We start from the raw sequence: 15866 nt of genomic DNA, 5'->3' as shown, positions 1-15866 counted from the left end.
TGGTCGAACTCATGCGGTCGCGTGGATCTGCGCGGTGAACTCCTCGGGATGTACAGCGTGGCCCCTACCGTCGAGGACAGCGACCGGACGGTCCTCGAACAGCACTGTCGGCGTCGCCGCGACCCCGCTCTCGTAGAACGCGCGGCCGACCCGCTCCACCCACTCGTGGAACGCCGACTCCAGCACCTGGGCCTCGAACGCCGGGTCGCGCAGCCCCTCCACATCGTTGGCCAGGCCCATCAGCGTGCGCGGCTCGGCGAAGCCGTCGTTGTGCTCGTGCGGCTGGTTGCGGTAGAGGGTGCGCAGGTAGGCCATGAACTGGCGCTGTCCCCTGTTGGCGGCGGCGCCGAGCGCGTTGAGCGCGCGGTGCGAGCCGTGGCCGCCGAGTGTCTCGTCCAGGAACGTCGCGAAGTGGTAGTGCAGCACCACGTCCCCGTCGTCCGCGAGCTGCCGCATCGTGGCGCCGAGCGCGTTCTCCATGCGCTTGCAGTACGGACAGCGCAGGTCGGCGTAGACGTCGAGGACGGGAGGCCCCGGCGACGGTCCCTCCGGGTCGGCCCCGTAGACCACCGTCGTGCCGCCCGTGCCTGTCGTGTTCGCCGGGATCATGCCGTCCAGCCTGCGCGCGCGGGCGGTGGTGGGCAACGGGGAGCGGCCATTGGAGTGCGGGGCCGTCCGGCGCCGGAGCGTGGGGCCGACCGGGGCGCGGCGGTTGACTTGAACCTCACTTCAACTCGCAGAGTGGATCCGCACGCCGAAGAACGCACGCGGACGCGCACAGCGGACGCACGTGACGGCATACGAGACCCGCACATGAAACGCATTCGAACGGAAAAGGGTGACGGCCGTGATTCTGGTGACTGGAGCGACAGGCAACGTCGGCGGACAGGTGGCGGCGCAGCTCGCCGAGGCGGGCGCCCCCGTACGGGCCCTCGTCCGCGACCCCGCCAAGGCCCGGCTGCCCGGGGGAGTGGAGGCCGTCGCCGGGGATCTGGGCGACACCGCGAGTCTGCGGGCCGCGCTCGACGGCGTCGGGTCCGTCTTTCTGATGTGGCCCCTCGAAGGCACCGGGGCGGCCCGCGCCGCCGTCGCCACGCTGGCGGAGCACGCGCGCCGCGTCGTCTACCTCTCCGCGTGGGGTGTGCCCGAGGGCCTGACCGGCACCGACACCACCGAGCCCGAGCCCGGCATCATCGGCAACCACACCACCCTGGAACGGCTCGTGCGGGGCTCCGGCGCCGAGTGGACCCTGCTGCGGCCCGGCGGCTTCGCGGCCAACACCCTGGGATGGGCCCCGCAGGTCCGCGCGGGCGAGGTCGTGCGGATGGCCTCCCCGCGCGCCGGGCGCTCCCTCATCCACGAGGCCGACATCGCGGCCGTCGCCGTCCGCGCCCTCCTCACCGACGAACTCGTCGGCACCGCACCCACGATGAGCGGGCCCGAAGTGCTCACCCAGGCCGAACAGGTGCGCATCATCGGCGAGGTCCTCGGGCGGCCCCTGAAGGCCGAGGAGCTGCCCCGCGACGAGGCCCACGCCGAGCTGGTCGCCACCGGCCTCCCGCCCCACTACGCCACCGGCATCCTCGACGCCCACGCCCGGATGGAAGCCGAACCCGAGACGGTGGCCCCCGGCTTCGAAGCCCTGGCGGGCCGCCCCGGGCGCACCTACCGCGACTGGGTGGCGGACCACGCGGAGGACTTCCGCCGACCGCACGGGCGCTGATCGAACGGGGGCTGACGGCAGGGCGCGGGACGGGCGCGCCTCACACGGGGGGAGGCCCGCCCGGCGAGGGGTACGGTCAGCGGCCGGCGGGCGCCTCCGTCGGCAGCCGCTTGCGCCACCGCAGCGGGTGGAGGTGGATGATGCCCTCGGGGTCGCCGACGGTGTGGACGGGGAGCCCTTCGTGCCGCAGCGCCTCGGTGACACGGTCGGCTATGAGCGCTTCCCGTGCCGGGTCGCCGTCGTAGGAGCCGAAGCTGATGAAGAGGCCACGGCCTTCCACCGCCGCGTCCGTGTCCTGGACGTGGAAGAACGCGAAGCCGTCCTCGCCCTCTGCCCGTTCGTCCTCGACGGCGCCGACCGCGCAGGGCATACAGCACTGGAAGTGCATACGGGCGGTGACTCCCGCACCGGCCATCGCCTCGAAGGCCCGCTCCACCCTGTCCGCCTCGGTGGTCTCCGGCCACTCGCGCTGCTCGGCGAGCCGGGCGTCCCACACCTGGTCGGTGATGCCGCGCGCCTCCGCCGCCGAGGGGCCACGCGGCTCGGAGCGGCCCTCGCCGAGCACGGTCAGCAGGTCCGCGGCGATCCGGGTGCGGCCGTCGAACCCGGCGTGCACCAGCTCGCGCGCCAACTCCTCGGCCTCCTCCCGCACATGGGGAGACAACTGAGGGGTGGCGTGGTCGACGGGCTGCCAGCGTATGCCCGCGTCCCAGCCGTCCTCGCCCGCCGCCCAGGAGGAGAACAGCGCGGCGGCCTCCCGAGCCGTCTCCACCCGCGCGGTGCGCCGCTCACCCGGGCCCCCGGCCACGGCACCGTCGCCGTCGCCGTCGCCGGGGGCCTCTTCCCGCTCCAGCTCGAAGGGGCCGCTGCCGGCCCGCAGCACGCGCAGCCAGCCGCCGGACGCGGCTGGGGGAGATGTGTGCCGGGCGGAGACGAAGTGGTCGCCCTGGCCGCCGAGTCCGGCCAGCAGCGCGGCCAGCTCCTCGGCGCTCACGCCCTGTCGTTCGGGCCCGGATTCCGTGGTCACGGTGAGAGGAAGCAGCATGCCGGAAGTATGGCGCCGCCCTCTGTGACAACAAGGCCGGCCGGGGTGCCGGCGCCCGGTTCCACTTCTCGGGAACGCACCCGAAACCGCGCGGACCTCCCTGGCGTTGTTCGCGGAGCAAGTAGTTCCGCAGCTCAAGCAGGCTTGATCCTTGATCCTCGATCCGGCGGGTCAGGCACTTCAGGCCAGGCTTGGCTTCCGTACGCGCCGGATGGTGGTCATGTCGAAGCTCCGCAGTGATTTCATCGCCGATTACGACGCTCTCGCCGACCAGTGGTGGGACCCGCGCGGATCCCTCGCACCCCTGGGCTGGATCGCGCGGGCCCGCGCCGGGTTCGTCCCGGCCCCCGGGAACGCGCACGCGACCTTGCTGGACGTCGCCTGCGGCGGCGGACTGTTCGGCCCGCACCTGGCCGGCAAGGGGTACCGCGTACTCGGCATGGACCTGTCGGTCATGGGCCTCCGCGAGGCCCGCCGGCACGGCTTCGACGCGGTCGCGCAGGCCGACATCACGAGACTCCCGGTGGCGGACGAGTCGGTCGACGTGGTCACCGCGGGACAGTGCCTCGAACATGTGGCAGACCCCTACGCGGTGGTCCGGGAGCTGTGCCGGGTCCTGCGCCCCGGCGGCACGCTGATCCTCGACACCATCGCCGACACCAGGCTGGCCCGGCTGGCCGGCATCACGCTGGCCGAGAACCTCCCTCTTCCCGGCAGGCCACCGCGCGGCACCCACGACCACCGCCTCTTCGTCAACCGCGAACGGCTCACCCGGGCCGCGCGGACACACGGCGTGGAACTCGAACTGCTCGGCCTGCGCCCGCACTTCCGCGACGGAATGCGCTACCTCCTCCGGCGCCGCGAGGAAGTGCGCATGATTCCGATCAAGTCCACGGCCGTGCTCTACCTCGCGGTGGGAACGAAATCGTGACCGCGCCCACGGCCGCGCCCACGGCCAACGCCCCCTGCCGGCGCCGTGCTCAGGACGCCGCGTCGGTCTCGTCCGCCCAGGGGCGCCAGCGGCCCGCGCCGTCGACGGTGCCCAGCTGCTGATCGGCGAAGTGGACCCCGAAGCCGTAGACCCCCTCCCGGGCCAGGTGCTCCACGAGCAGGCGCCGCGAGCGTTCGGCCTCGTCGCGGTGACCGTCGAGCACCACGTCCCAGTCCGGGTGCTGGGTCTGGACGGGGGAGTGCATGGCGTCACCGAAGGCCACGACCTCCCGGCCGTCCCCGGGCCGAGTACCCAGGCCGTGTGCCCGGGGGTGTGACCGGGGAGGGGCCAGGCGCGGATGCCCTCGGCGATCTCGGTGCCGTCCGCCACGGCCGTGGTCCGTGTGCTCCCGCCGGCGAGGGTCAGGCCGGCCGCTGTCAGCTCGCCTTCCCCGACCATCCAACGGGCCTTCGGGAACAGCCCGTGGCCGTCGTCGGCCGCGTCGGGCCGGGCCCAGCCGGTGTGGTCGCCATGGAGATGGGTGAAGGCGACCATGTCGAGGCCGACGGGATCCACGCCGAGGCTCTCCAACGAGCCCGGCAGATCGCGCACATGAGCGAACGTGTGCTGCGAGTGCTCCGACGTCGCAGTTGACGGTGACCGGGCCGACCAGCGGGTGCTGGAAGGTCTTGCGCAAAGTGGGCTCCGCCGCCACGTCGTGCGACGCCCACAGGCGCGCGAACTCCTCACTCCCGGCGAGGAGTTCGCCCACCATCTCGGTCAGCTCGGGGTAGCGGGCGGCGGCGGCGCGCAGGCGCTGGGTCGAGACGCGGGCGAAAGCGTCCGCGTCCGACACCCCGTACAGCCGCCGCCCTTGGGGGTAAGGCCCGAGGAAGACACGGCGCACAAAGTTGCGGTCGCGCGGCGGCAGGGCGGAGAAGTCCTCCATGAGGGCCGCCGCGAGATCGTTCCAGGCAAGCACCTCGAACGTCGCGGACGTCACCGTGGCGGCGGCCTGCGGCAGCCGGTGCAGCAGGTCGAGGATGCTCTGCCGTACCTCGCGCGAGGGCCCGGGGCGGGGGCCGGGCGGTGCGCCCGCCAGGTGATGGAGGTGGTCGCGCTCGGCGTCCGGCAGGCGCAGGGCCCGCGCCAGCCCGGCCAGCACCTCGCGGGACGGCCGTGGGCCGCGGGCCTGCTCCAGCCGCGTGTAGTACTCCGTCGAGATGAACGCCAGCTGCGCCACCTCCTCGCGGCGCAGCCCCGGGGTGCGGCGCCGGGGCCCGGCGGGCAGCCCCACGTCGGCGGGGGCGATCCGCTCGCGCCGGCTGCGCAGGAAGGCCGCCACTTCTCGTCTGTCCACATCCCCAGTGTGCGCGGGTGCCGCAGGGTCGATCCAGGCACCGCCAGTGCCTGGATCGGCCCTGCGGACGGGTGCAGGCTCGCCGCCATGGACAACACACCGACCACCGACACATCCACCACCCCCGCAGCCCCCGCGGCGCCGGGCCTGCTGGCCGGCAAGATCGCCTTCATCACCGGTGCCGGTCGCGGTATCGGCGCCGCCGCGGCGCGGCTGTTCGCGCGGGAGGGCGCCCGGGTCCTGCTCGCGGCCCGGACGCAGGCGCAGTTGAAGGCGGTGACCCAGGAGGTCCGGGCGGCGGGCGGCATCGCCGACCACGTGGTGTGCGATCTGGCCGACGCGGCCAGTGTGCGCGCCGCCGTCGACCGCGCCACGGACCTGTACGGCCGCCTCGACGTCGCCTTCAACAACGGCGCGACGTTCGTGCCGCCCGGCCCGATGGACCAGGTGCGGGAGGCCGACTTCGACCACGTCTACGCCGTGAACCTCAAGGGACCGTGGCTGGCCATGGCCGCCGAGGTCGCCGCCATCCGGACCACCGCCGGGACGGGCGCCATCGTCAACAACTCCAGCGTCGGCAGTCTGAGGGGCAACCCCGAGCTGCCCGTCTACGGTGCGATGAAGCGCGCGGTCAACAGCCTCACCGAGTCGGCTGCCATCACCTACGGCCCCGAAGGCATCCGCGTCAACGCCATCGCGCCCGGCCACACGGCGACCGAGATGATCCGTACCTGGGAAGCGGAGTCGCCCGGACTCGTCAAGCGCCTCAAGGCGCGCACCCCGCTCGGCCGCGCGGCCGACCCCGAAGAAATCGCACAGGCCGCCGCCTGGCTGCTGAGCGACCGCTCCTCCTACGTGACCGGCACGGTCCTGCGCGTCGACGGCGGCGCCCGAGCCTGAGCCGGGGAGAACGGCGCGCCACCGCGGGAAGTGGCCCCGGCCCGCCCCGACACCTGGACCGAACACACAGGGGCACTCCTCGAACGGCGGAAGTCACCCGAATGCCATAGCCGGATCGCCTCGGACTCGAACACATAGTCCCGTGGAGCGTGCAGCGCCACACCATGTCTGGCCGCGCCGAGCGGCCGATCGAGGGGAAGTCTCATGGGTAAATTCATCAGGACTGCGGTCCCGCTGGTCACCGCCGTCGTGTTCACCGGGATCACGGCCGGTTCCTCGTTCGCCACCGAAGCCCCCACGGGCACGAGGGTGACGACGATACCGGAGAAGAAGGCCTCGTCCGCGGCGAAGACGGTGAAGGTCAAGAAGACGAAGTACGGAAAGATACTGGTGGACGGAAAGGGCAGGACGCTCTACCTCTTCAAGAAGGACACGTCCAAGAAGTCGACCTGCCTGGGCAGTTGCGCGAAGGAATGGCCGCCCATGACGGCGGACAAGCCCAAGGCCAAGAAGGGCGCCATGAAGTCCCTGGTGTCGACGTCGAGCCGGGACAAGGGGCAGAAGCAGGTCACCTATCACGGCCACCCGCTCTACCGCTTCCATGAGGACAAGAAGGCCGGACAGATCAACGGCGAGGGCCTCGACCAGTTCGGCGGCAAGTGGTACGTGGTGGACCCGCACGGGAAGGCGGTCCTCCACAAGCGTTCGCACAAGGGCAAGTCCTCACCGAGCAAGAGCAAGGGCAACGGCGGATACTGACCCGCTCACCGGGTGGACCCGGCCACCGGGTGGACCCGCTCATCGAGTGGATCGCCCACCGGTCGGGCCCTCACCGGGCGTGGGCCGGGGCGTGGGCCCCGGCCCACGCCGCCCCACCCCGTCCCGCCCGGCTCGGCCCGCGCCCACCCCTGCCCGTCGCGGCTGTCCGTGCCTCCTGCGCTGTCCACCTCTTCGCTGTCCGTCTCCTCCGTCGGCGGGCGGCCGACGGCGCGGGGTCCCGGACATCGGCCGATTCCCCCCGTGGAGTGCCCCATGCGATCTCACCCGCCTCTTCGGCCCCTCCCCTGCACCGGAAGAATCACCCCGGTGCAGGCCGTGCTGCGCATCGTGACCGCGGCAGGTCTCGCGGTGAACGCGCAGGTCCACGCACGTCTCGCCGACCAGTACGACGTGGTGACCGAATCGATCAGCCAGGGCACGCTGTTCCGCCTGGAGGCCGCGCTGGCCGCCCTGGCCGCCCTCCTCGTCCTGGTGTGGCGCAGCAGGCCGGCCGATACGTTCGCGCTGGCCGTCTCTCTGGGCGGACTGGCTTTGCTGCTGATCTACCGCTACTTCGACATCGGGGTGCTCGGGCCGTTCCCCGATATGTACGAGCCCCTGTGGTTCACCGACAAGAACGTCATCGCGGTCGCCCAGGCCGTCTCCGCCCTGACGGCGCTCATCCTGCTCGTGTGGGTCCGGGGCAGGGGGCGAAGCGGTGCGGAGAGAGGGATGGAGCACGTCTGAGGACGCTCGCGTAACGCGGCCCGTCGGGCAAGCGGAACGCGGCGGCGGCCGGCTTTGCCGGCCGCCGCCGCGTTGGCACCGCCGTCCGGGTCAGATGTGCTTGCCGGCCTTCCCGTGGCTGTGGTGTCGCACCGCGTTGGCGACCATTTTCCTCAGTAGCGGGAGTTTCTTGTACAGAGCCTTGCCGGGGCAGTCGGTGTCGTAGGCGTCGCGGTGGCCGGATATGACGTTGAACTTCGCCTTGTCGCCCCGCGGATAGCGGCTCTCGTCGCTCGTCGAGGTCATTTTCGTGCGGCCCCGCGGATTGATACCGGGGCGGAGTTTCCACGCGGTCACCGCGGCGATCGACTTCAACATCGCTTTGGGCACTTTCACGCCTTCGTCGAAGGTACCGAGCGCCGCTATGCCGAGGCTGTGGGTGTTGAAGCCCTTGGTGTGGGCCCCCTTGACCGCGTGCCCCATCGCGCCGCGTCGGCCCTCGTAGATGGTGCCGCAGCGATCGACGATGAAGTTGTAGCCGACGTCGTCCCACCCACGCTGAATGTGGTCGGCCTGTAGTGCTCGCAACATGCCGGGGACGTTGTCGCAGTCGTACTCGTTGGGGTGATTGGTGTGGTGGATGAAGACGGCGCGCACCCCGTGGGCGTACGGGGGCCGCCGCTCGCGCACCGCCTCGTCGTCGGCGCCCCATTCGGGCCGGGAGACGATGTGCGGGCGGGGAGCGGCTCGGCGTTCCGGGGCGTCGGCCCGTGCCACTGCCGGCGCTGTCTCTTGGATGGAGACGGTGCCGAGCATCAGCAGTGTCAGTGGCGTGATGGTCGCGACCGCGAGCGCCGCTTTGCCAGCTCTCATGGGCTCAAGCGTGCGATCCTCCTTCGCGAGTCGCACACGAACGCGACCGTTCGAGTGAGGGTTCACTTGGTTCCCATGTCCTGACCTGGCATTTCACCTCCACGGGGAACCTGGCTGCGCACCGGGCGGAGTCACGAGCCCGGAAGGAGCTCTCCGGCGCGGGCCGGCTCGGCGGGAGTGACGTGGCTTCGGCCCGCGTCGGGCGCTGCCAGGTCTTTCCCGACGGCGGTACGCGGCCCAGTCGTGCCGATCGGTGACGGCGGGTGATGCCGTATCAGCCTTCGGCGTCCGCCTTCGTCAGCAGGGCGGTCGCGGAGAGGGCGCGCAGATCGTCGAAGGCTCGGGAGAGATGCGCGGCCAAGCTCTGTGAGGGGTCTTCGATCCAGGCTTGGGCCGCTTGGTGAAAGGCGGCCCAGCCGGTCCGAGCGGCCAGGTCGGCCAGCCGGTCGGCGACATCGCGCTGCCGCAGCGCCTCCGCCACCGCTTCGGTGAGCGACGCGGCCTTGGCCAACTCGCGTTCGCGGAGCGCTGGAGTCTTGGCGATGACTTCCAGCCGTGGTTCGGAGAACGGGCGGTTCTCCTCAAGGATCCGCCCGGCTTCGCGGAAGGCGCAGAGCAGTATTTCGAGCGGTTGCAGACCATCGGGCGCTTCGGCCACCGCCTGCGTCAGCGCGGCGCGTAGGGCGGCTTCGCCGTCGAAGAGCACCTCGCGCTTGTCGGGGAAGTGCCGGAAGAACGTGCGCTCGTTGACACCGGCCCGTCCGGCGATCTCCGCCGTGGTGGTCTGGTCGAACCCCTGTTCCCGATACAGGTCCAGGGCCGCCTGCTGAAGGCGGCGACGCGCTTCTGCTCCGCTCCGTGGCACCCCCCGAGGCTATCGCAGGTTTCAGTCACCGACGCCACGTTGCGCCAGTGACTGGCATTACCTGTAGAGTCAGTGACTGGCGCTACAGATGGCGCCGGCAACTGGCGTCAAGTGGGAGAGTATTCATGCATGTCTTCGTTACCGGTGGTTCCGGCCTGACCGGCCCCACCGTCGTCGCTGAGCTCGTCGCGGCCGGTCACACCGTCACCGGTCTGGCGCGCTCGGACGCCGCCGCCGCCCGGCTGGAGTCGCTGGGCGCCACACCGCACCGCGGCTCCCTGGACGACCTCGACAGTCTGCGGAGCGGCGCCGAAGCCGCCGACGGCGTCCTGCACATGGCCTTCGGCGGCGACTTCGCCGACCCGGACGACATGATGAGGCGCGACCGGACCGCGATCGAGACGCTCGGCCAGGCGTTGGAGCGCTCGGGCAAGCCGTTCGTCAGCACCTCCGGCACGCTGGTCATGCCCGCCGACCGGGAGAGCACCGAGAAGGACGAGCCCGACCCGGCCGGGATCGCCGGCTTCCGGATCCCGGGCGAGCGTGCCTGCCTGGGCTTCGCCGCCCAGGGAGTACGCGCGAGCCTGGTCCGGCTCGCTCCTACCGTCCACGGCCCCGGGGACTACGGCTTCATCGGCATGCTCGTCGCCACCGCACGAAGGACCGGCGTGTCGGCCTACGTCGGCGAAGGCGGCAACCGATGGCCTGCGGTGCATCGGCTCGACGCCGCGATGCTGTTCCGCCTGGCGTTGGAGAAGGCTCCCGCAGGCAGCGTGCTGCACGGAGTGGCCGAAAGCGGCGTCACCCTGAAGAGCGTCGCGGAGACGATCGCTCAAGGCCTCGGTCTGCCCGCGGTCTCGCTGGCCCCGGACGAGGCTGCCGCGCACTTCGCAAGCCCGTTCATGGCCACGGTCTACGGCTTCGACGCGCCCGTCTCCAGCTCTTACACGCAGGAGCTGCTCGGCTGGTCGCCCATCCACCCGACACTGCTCGACGACCTGGAGCACGGCGACTACTTCGCCGCACCGGTCTCCTGAACACCTCGCACCGACGCCGACAAGACGCTGCTCCAGATAGTGCCCCTCCCGGCAAGCTTTGCCCCGTCGCGTCGTCCGGCACGCACTCCCCCGAGCTCTCCGAGCAGGGGGTGCCCCCAGCGGCGTTGGCCAAAAGCCCTGGTAGCTCCTTCCCCAAGCTCTCAGCTTCTCCCCCGGCCTTCGGCCGGGAGGTGCCCCCAGAGCGGGGGAGACCCCGATCAAGGGCTTCCGGCCGCCTTGCGATCGCACGCTCCCCCACGCTCGGCTCCGCTCGCGCGGGCGGGCGGGCGGTGCCCCCACGACGACGCTCCTTGACGGGCAAACATTGCCGGTCACGGCACTAGTGCCGTGACCGGGCGAAGCTTGCCGGGAGGGGCACTGGGGCATACGGCGGAGAGCGAGGACGTGTTCGGAGCAGGGCGGGTGCCGGGAGGACCCAGTCCTCGCGCGGTCGACGAGGTGCTCTCGTGCTTCAGGGCTGAACATGGACCACGGAAGGACTGTCCTGCGCCGCTCGGTTCCAGGGCGCTGAAACCGTGCTGAATCCGCGCTGAAACCGCCCCGCTGCAAGTTGTGGGGCATGACAACGACATCGAACGCACCCGCCATCGCAGCCAAGGGGCTGCACAAGGCCTACGGCGAGAAAAAGGTCCTCGACGGCATCGACCTGGCCGTGCCGCAGAGTACGGTTTTCTCCCTCCTGGGCCCCAACGGCGCCGGCAAGACCACGGCCGTCAAGATCCTCTCCACCCTCATCACCGCCGACGCCGGCGACCTGCACGTCGGCGGCCACGACCTGGCCGCCGACCCGCAGGCCGTGCGGGCCGCGATCGGCGTCACCGGGCAGTTCTCCGCAGTCGACGGCCTGATCACCGGTGAGGAGAACATGCTCCTCCTGGCGGACCTGCACCACCTCTCCCGCAGCGAAGGCCGCCGCACCGCCGCCGAACTCCTTGAGCGCTTCGACCTCACCGAGGCCGCGAAGAAGCCCGCCTCCACCTACTCCGGCGGCATGAAGCGCCGCCTCGACCTCGCCATGACGCTGGTCGGCAACCCGCGGATCATCTTCCTCGACGAGCCGACCACCGGCCTCGACCCGCGCTCCCGCCACAACATGTGGCAGATCATCCGCGAGCTCGTCTCCGGCGGCGTCACCGTCTTCCTCACCACTCAGTATCTGGAGGAGGCCGACGAGCTCGCAGACCGTATCGCGGTGCTGAGCGACGGCAAGATCGCCGCCGAGGGGAGTGCCAACGAGCTGAAGCGGCTCATCCCGGGCGGCCACGTGCGGCTGCGGTTCACCGACCCGGCCGCGTACCAGTCCGCCGCCGTCGCCCTGCGCGAGGTCACCAGGGACGACGAGGCACTGTCGCTACAGATCCCCAGCGACGGCAGCCAGCGCGAGCTGCGCGCCATCCTCGACTGGCTGGACTCCGCCGGCATCGAGGCCGACGAACTCACCGTGCACACCCCCGACCTCGACGACGTGTTCTTCGCCCTGACCGGCCCGGCCAACATCCCCAACCAGCCCAAGGAGAACGTCCGATGAGTGCCCCTATGGCCCCCACCCGCCCGACCCGGATCTCCCTCGCCGTCCGCGACTCGAACACGATGCTGCGCCGCAATCTGCTGCACGCGTGGCGCTACCCGTCCGGAACCCTGAACCTGCTGCTCACGCCGATCATGATGCTGCTGCTCTTCGTCTACATCTTCGGAGACGTGATGAGCGCGGGCATCGGCGGCGGCGGCGCGGACCGCTCCGAGTACATCGCCTACATCGTCCCGGGCCTGCTGATGATGACCATCGGCAGCACCGTGATCGGGGCCGCGGTGTCCGTCTCCATGGACATGACCCAGGGCCTCATCGCCCGCTTCCGTACGATGGCGGTCTACCGCGGCTCCGTGCTCGTCGGGCATGTCGTCGGCACCGTGTTGCAGTGCGTGATGAGCGTGGTTCTCGTGGGCGCCGTCGCCCTGGCCATGGGCTTCCGGTCCACGGACGCCACGGTCCTGGAGTGGCTGGCGGCGTTCGGGCTGGTCGCGCTGTTCGCCCTGGCGCTCACCTGGATCGCGGTCGGGATGGGCATGGCCAGCCCGAACCCCGAGGCGGCCGGCAACATGGCCATGCCGCTGATCCTCCTCCCGCTCATCTCCAGCGCCTTCATCCCGGCCGACACGATGCCGGGCTGGTTCCAGCCGATCGCCGACTACCAGCCGTTCACCCCCGCCATCGAGACCCTGCGCGGCCTGCTGCTCGGCACCGAGATCGGCAACGACGGGTGGATCGCGATCGTCTGGTGCGTCGGTCTGACCGCGCTCGGCTACCGCTGGTCGACGTCGTTGTTCAACCGCGACCCGAAGTAACCGCCATGACAGCGCGGGCTGCCTCCCGCAACTCGTCCCGCCCCAGGGCGGCGTACTCCGACACCGCGTCGGCGTACGCCGCCCTGTCGGCGTTCCGGGCCGCCGTCCGGGCGCGGTCCGCCGACATCGTCGGCTGGAAGTCGCGCAGCACACGCAGCCGTTCAGCCAGCGCGATCATCCGTACGGCGGCGGCAGCAGCGGCGGGGTCGGGGGCGGGGTCGGGGTCACGTCGGCCGGACGCGAGCCCCGCCATGCCGAGCGCGTGCAGCGCCGTCCCGAACACAGGGAGCTCCATGGGCGAGGGGGACGGGCCGGACAGCAGGGTCCGCAGCCGCTGCCGCAGCCGGTCGGCCAGCCCTGCGACCAGTTCGAGACGGCCGGCGTGCGCGTGCGCCGTCACCGCCGCCGACTGGAGCTGTAGCGCCCACCGGTCGAAGAAGGGGTCGGTGTCGGTGCTGTGCGTCGGGCCGGCCTCGGGCATCCGTTCCACGGCGCCGCGCCACAGGCCGAGTCCGACCTCCGTCAGTCCGCGGGTCAGCGCGATCTCGGCGCGGCTGCTGCCGAGGTCGAGGTTCGAGAAGGCGTCCTGCTGCGGGTTGTCGCCTTCCGCCTGCCGCAGCCAGTACTCGGCCTCGTCGGGGTCGCCACGATGCAGGCAGGCGAGGACGAGGCCCCAGCGGACGCCGATGGAGTCCTGCTCGTCGCCGAGCCGCGGCAGCGCCTCGAGCGCCGCCTTGAGGTGCTCGTACGCGGCCTCGCCCTGCTCCGTCTGCAAGCACAGCTCGCCCAGCCGGGCGTGGCCGATGACTTGCAGGAACGGGTTGTCGACCGGTGCCAGTGCGGCGATCATCCGGCGAGCGGAGGCGAGCGCGCGGTCTATGTCGTGCTCGGACTCCCAGACGAGGGTGGCGATGTACTCCGCGGTGCCGGCGAGCAGCGGCTGCTCGCTGTCGCTGAGTTCGCGCAGCACGTCGTAGCCGGGAGGCAGCATCTCGGGGACCGCGCTCAGCACGACCCCGATGGCCCGCGGCAGCGTGTCCGGCGGGGCCGGGGGCAGCCGCCGGAGGGTGACGAGGTGGCGTCCGGCGCGCGGGCCGTAGCCCATGAACAGGCTCGCCGTGCACAACACCGCTGCGGCGCGGGCGACTTCGACGTACTCGGGCTCGGGGTGGTAGTGCGACAGCGGCGGGCCGGTGTCCGTGGCGAGGGCGGCGAGGCGGGGGTAGTTGGAGCCGGTGGACCACAGGGCGGCCAGGACGGCGGTGAGAGCGGCGATGGCGGGGCCGTCGTCGCGGGCCAGGGCGTGCCGCAGGGCCAGCACGAGGTTGTCCTGCTCGGCCCTGATCCGCTCCCAGGCGGCAATGGGGGAGCGGAGCCGAGAGCCTGGGGAAGGTTCCGAGCCGAAGAACCAGCCGTGGTACGCGACCCCGAAGTCCCGTGCCCAGGCCAGGAATTGGGCGACGGCCTCCTCGTCCTCGCCCGCCTCCGTGCGCCTGGCCGCGCAGAACTCCCGTACGGTCTCCAGCATCCGGAACCGGATGCCGGCCGGGGTGTCGGCGACGGTGAGCAGCGACTGACCGGCCAACTGCTCCAGCACAAGCAGCGCATCCTCACCGAGCACCTGCTCCGCCGCCTCGCCGGCGAAGCCACCGGGGAAGACGGACAGCGTGCGCAGCGCCGCCCTGGCGTCCTCAGCGAGCAGGTTCCAGCTCCACTCCACGACGGCGTGCAGCGTGCGGTGGCGCTCCGGTGCGTCCCGCGCCCCGCCGCGCAGCAGCGCGAACCGGTCACCGAGGCGGCGGGCGATCTCCGGCACCGACAACACCCGCACCCGCGCCGCTGCCAACTCCACGGCGAGCGGCAGCCCGTCGAGGTGGCGGCACAGCTCGCCCACCGCGTCCGGCGGCAGCTCCACGCCGGGCCGGGCGGCCCGGGCCCGCTGCGTGAACAGCTCGGCCGAGGTGGCGGGGTGGAGCTCCGGCAGCGCGTACACGGCCTCCGACGTGAGGCCCAGTGGGGCCCGGCTGGTGGCGAGCACCCGCAGGTCCTTCGAGGACGAGACCAGGGCCTGTACGAGGTCGGCGGCGCCCCGGATGACCTGCTCGCAGTTGTCGAGGACCAGCAGCGCGGGCCCGGAGCCGAGCGCACCGAGGATGCCGGACACCGGGTCGGCCGGGGCATGGCCGCTCATGGCGGCCGGCCGCCCCTCGCCCGCACCGAGCGCGGAGGCCACCTCCGCGGCCACGTCCTCGTCCACGGGGACGCCGGCGAGGGGCACGAAATACACCACGCGCTGCTCGTTCCCCAAGCTCTCGGCTTCGCTCGAGCAGGGGAGACCCCATTGGCGGCTGACGGCGTGCGCGAGCCGGGTCTTGCCGAGGCCGCCGGGGCCGACGACGGTGACGGCGCGGGAGGCGCGCAGCAGCCGCTCCACCGCCGCGATGTCCTCGTCCCGTCCCAGCAGCGGGTTCGGCTCGTGCGGCACGCCGCGCCGGACCACGGGCGCCTCGCCGCGCAGCAGCTCCCGCTGTACGGCCTTGAGCCCGGCGCCCGGATCCGTGCCGAGCGTCTCGCGCAGCTCACGGCGGTACGTCTCGTACCGCGTCAGCGCGGCGGACGGGCCCGTCGTCGCCGCCTCGCCGCGCAGCAGCTCGGCGAGCACCTCCTCGTCGCGCGGATGCTCCGAGGCGGCCACGGCCAGCGGCCCGGCCGCCTCCGCGTGCCGCCCCAGCCGGGCGAGCGCGAGCGCCCGCGCGCGTATGAGCGTGCCGCGGACGGGGGCGCGCTCGGTGCGCAACGCGGCTACGGGGTCTGTGCTTTCGCCGGGCCCGCCGGCCCCGTCAGGGGTGCCCTCCCACAGCGCGAGTCCGGCCTCGGCCGCGGCCAGCGAACCCGCGTGGTCCCCGGCCCTGGCCCGGTCCGCGCTCGCGGCGGCGTGCAGCAGCAGGGCTGAGCTGTCGACCTGGTCCTCGGCGAGGGCGAGCCGGTATCCGGTCGGTGTGCTTGCGAGGACGTCGGCGCCCAGCTGCGCCCGCGCCCTGGACACGAGGACCTGCACCGCCTTTCCCGGCCGCTCCGGCAACTCGTCCGGCCACAGCCCCGCCACCAGCCGCTCGGTGCCGCAGCCGGTGCGCAAGTCGCCCGCGAGCAGCGCGAGGAGGCCGCGGATCCGGGGCGCGGTGACCTCCTGTCCGCGATAGGCGACACGCGGCAGCAGGGTCAGGTCGGTGGTCATCCGTGCAGATTAGCCAAGGCGGCAGCCCGGACTCCCCTCGCGGGCCGA

The 15866-nt window shown here is 72.1% G+C and carries 13 protein-coding genes and 1 pseudogene; 8 read left to right on the top strand and 6 right to left on the bottom strand.

The genetic code is table 11. The features are described from left to right. Positions 1-9 precede the first annotated feature (9 nt). Positions 10-609, bottom strand: coding sequence for a DsbA family protein (locus OHB04_RS08915; protein ID WP_326687124.1), 600 nt, complete (start codon positions 607-609; stop codon positions 10-12). Positions 610-847: 238 nt separating this feature from the next. Between OHB04_RS08915 and OHB04_RS08910 the strand changes: the two genes are divergently transcribed. Continuing rightward, positions 848-1723, top strand: a complete 876-nt coding sequence (locus OHB04_RS08910) for an SDR family oxidoreductase (RefSeq protein ID WP_326807239.1) — start codon at positions 848-850, stop codon at positions 1721-1723. 76 nt (positions 1724-1799) lie between these two features. On the opposite strand, the gene OHB04_RS08905 is transcribed toward OHB04_RS08910, so the two are convergent. Beyond that, positions 1800-2768 carry a DUF6891 domain-containing protein gene (locus tag OHB04_RS08905; protein ID WP_326807238.1) on the bottom strand — a complete coding sequence of 323 codons (969 nt, stop codon included), beginning with the start codon at positions 2766-2768 and terminating at the stop codon, positions 1800-1802. 151 nt (positions 2769-2919) lie between these two features. On the opposite strand from OHB04_RS08905, the gene OHB04_RS08900 reads away from it, so the two are divergent. Beyond that, on the top strand, positions 2920-3699 hold the full coding sequence (locus OHB04_RS08900; protein ID WP_326687121.1) for a methyltransferase domain-containing protein: 780 nt from the start codon (positions 2920-2922) through the stop codon (positions 3697-3699). 640 nt (positions 3700-4339) lie between these two features. On the opposite strand, the pseudogene OHB04_RS08895 reads toward OHB04_RS08900, so the two are convergent. Beyond that, positions 4340-5059 (bottom strand): annotated as a pseudogene (locus OHB04_RS08895) (helix-turn-helix transcriptional regulator); the annotation flags it as partial. A gap of 87 nt (positions 5060-5146) precedes the next feature. On the opposite strand from OHB04_RS08895, the gene OHB04_RS08890 reads away from it, so the two are divergent. The 3 genes from OHB04_RS08890 to OHB04_RS08880 all read left to right on the top strand — a co-directional run bounded on the left by OHB04_RS08890 (position 5147) and on the right by OHB04_RS08880 (position 7465). After that, a complete protein-coding gene (locus OHB04_RS08890) occupies positions 5147-5959 on the top strand; it encodes an SDR family NAD(P)-dependent oxidoreductase (RefSeq protein WP_326807237.1) in 813 nt (270 codons plus the stop codon). A gap of 204 nt (positions 5960-6163) precedes the next feature. Next, positions 6164-6718 carry a COG4315 family predicted lipoprotein gene (locus OHB04_RS08885; protein WP_326807236.1) on the top strand — a complete coding sequence of 185 codons (555 nt, stop codon included), beginning with the start codon at positions 6164-6166 and terminating at the stop codon, positions 6716-6718. A 273-nt stretch (positions 6719-6991) separates the two neighbouring features. Next, positions 6992-7465, top strand: coding sequence for a hypothetical protein (locus OHB04_RS08880; protein WP_326807235.1), 474 nt, complete (start codon positions 6992-6994; stop codon positions 7463-7465). A gap of 90 nt (positions 7466-7555) precedes the next feature. On the opposite strand, the gene OHB04_RS08875 is transcribed toward OHB04_RS08880, so the two are convergent. Together OHB04_RS08875 and OHB04_RS08870 are read right to left on the bottom strand one after the other, a co-directional pair. Next, positions 7556-8317 carry a peptidoglycan recognition protein family protein gene (locus OHB04_RS08875; protein WP_326807234.1) on the bottom strand — a complete coding sequence of 254 codons (762 nt, stop codon included), beginning with the start codon at positions 8315-8317 and terminating at the stop codon, positions 7556-7558. Between the two features lie 274 nt (positions 8318-8591). Next, positions 8592-9182 carry a TetR family transcriptional regulator gene (locus OHB04_RS08870; RefSeq protein WP_326807233.1) on the bottom strand — a complete coding sequence of 197 codons (591 nt, stop codon included), beginning with the start codon at positions 9180-9182 and terminating at the stop codon, positions 8592-8594. Between the two features lie 125 nt (positions 9183-9307). Between OHB04_RS08870 and OHB04_RS08865 the strand changes: the two genes are divergently transcribed. The 3 genes from OHB04_RS08865 (at position 9308) to OHB04_RS08855 (ending at position 12583) form a co-directional block, all read left to right on the top strand. After that, a complete protein-coding gene (locus OHB04_RS08865) occupies positions 9308-10219 on the top strand; it encodes an SDR family oxidoreductase (RefSeq protein WP_326687114.1) in 912 nt (303 codons plus the stop codon). Positions 10220-10799: 580 nt separating this feature from the next. Next, complete coding sequence (locus OHB04_RS08860) at positions 10800-11768, top strand: ATP-binding cassette domain-containing protein (protein ID WP_326687113.1); 969 nt, start codon at positions 10800-10802, stop codon at positions 11766-11768. Further along, positions 11765-12583 (top strand): ABC transporter permease, encoded by an 819-nt coding sequence (locus OHB04_RS08855; RefSeq protein ID WP_326687112.1) that lies wholly within the window; start codon positions 11765-11767, stop codon positions 12581-12583. Before OHB04_RS08860 ends, OHB04_RS08855 begins: the two co-directional genes overlap by 4 nt. On the opposite strand, the gene OHB04_RS08850 is transcribed toward OHB04_RS08855, so the two are convergent. Then, the gene (locus OHB04_RS08850) at positions 12564-15818 is read right to left on the bottom strand and encodes an ATP-binding protein (protein ID WP_326807232.1); all 3255 of its coding nucleotides are present in this window, start codon (positions 15816-15818) and stop codon (positions 12564-12566) included. The two genes, OHB04_RS08855 and OHB04_RS08850, sit on opposite strands and share 20 nt — an antisense overlap. Positions 15819-15866 lie beyond the last annotated feature (48 nt).

It is taken from the genome of Streptomyces sp. NBC_01775, from assembly GCF_035917675.1.
Lineage (GTDB): Bacteria > Actinomycetota > Actinomycetes > Streptomycetales > Streptomycetaceae > Streptomyces.
Note: the sequence above shows the minus strand (reverse complement) of the source record. Positions and strands in the feature narration are given on the sequence as shown.

Excerpts from the sequence above, each read along its gene's own strand:
- OHB04_RS08915 (WP_326687124.1), bottom strand. The coding sequence starts at position 609 with ATGATCCCGGCGAACACGACAGGCACGGGCGGCACGACGGTGGTCTAC.
- OHB04_RS08890 (WP_326807237.1), top strand. The coding sequence starts at position 5,147 with ATGGACAACACACCGACCACCGACACATCCACCACCCCCGCAGCCCCC.
- OHB04_RS08850 (WP_326807232.1), bottom strand. The coding sequence starts at position 15,818 with ATGACCACCGACCTGACCCTGCTGCCGCGTGTCGCCTATCGCGGACAG.
- OHB04_RS08875 (WP_326807234.1), bottom strand. The coding sequence starts at position 8,317 with ATGAGAGCTGGCAAAGCGGCGCTCGCGGTCGCGACCATCACGCCACTG.
- OHB04_RS08885 (WP_326807236.1), top strand. The coding sequence starts at position 6,164 with ATGGGTAAATTCATCAGGACTGCGGTCCCGCTGGTCACCGCCGTCGTG.
- OHB04_RS08880 (WP_326807235.1), top strand. The coding sequence starts at position 6,992 with ATGCGATCTCACCCGCCTCTTCGGCCCCTCCCCTGCACCGGAAGAATC.
- OHB04_RS08860 (WP_326687113.1), top strand. The coding sequence starts at position 10,800 with ATGACAACGACATCGAACGCACCCGCCATCGCAGCCAAGGGGCTGCAC.
- OHB04_RS08905 (WP_326807238.1), bottom strand. The coding sequence starts at position 2,768 with ATGCTGCTTCCTCTCACCGTGACCACGGAATCCGGGCCCGAACGACAG.
- OHB04_RS08865 (WP_326687114.1), top strand. The coding sequence starts at position 9,308 with ATGCATGTCTTCGTTACCGGTGGTTCCGGCCTGACCGGCCCCACCGTC.
- OHB04_RS08855 (WP_326687112.1), top strand. The coding sequence starts at position 11,765 with ATGAGTGCCCCTATGGCCCCCACCCGCCCGACCCGGATCTCCCTCGCC.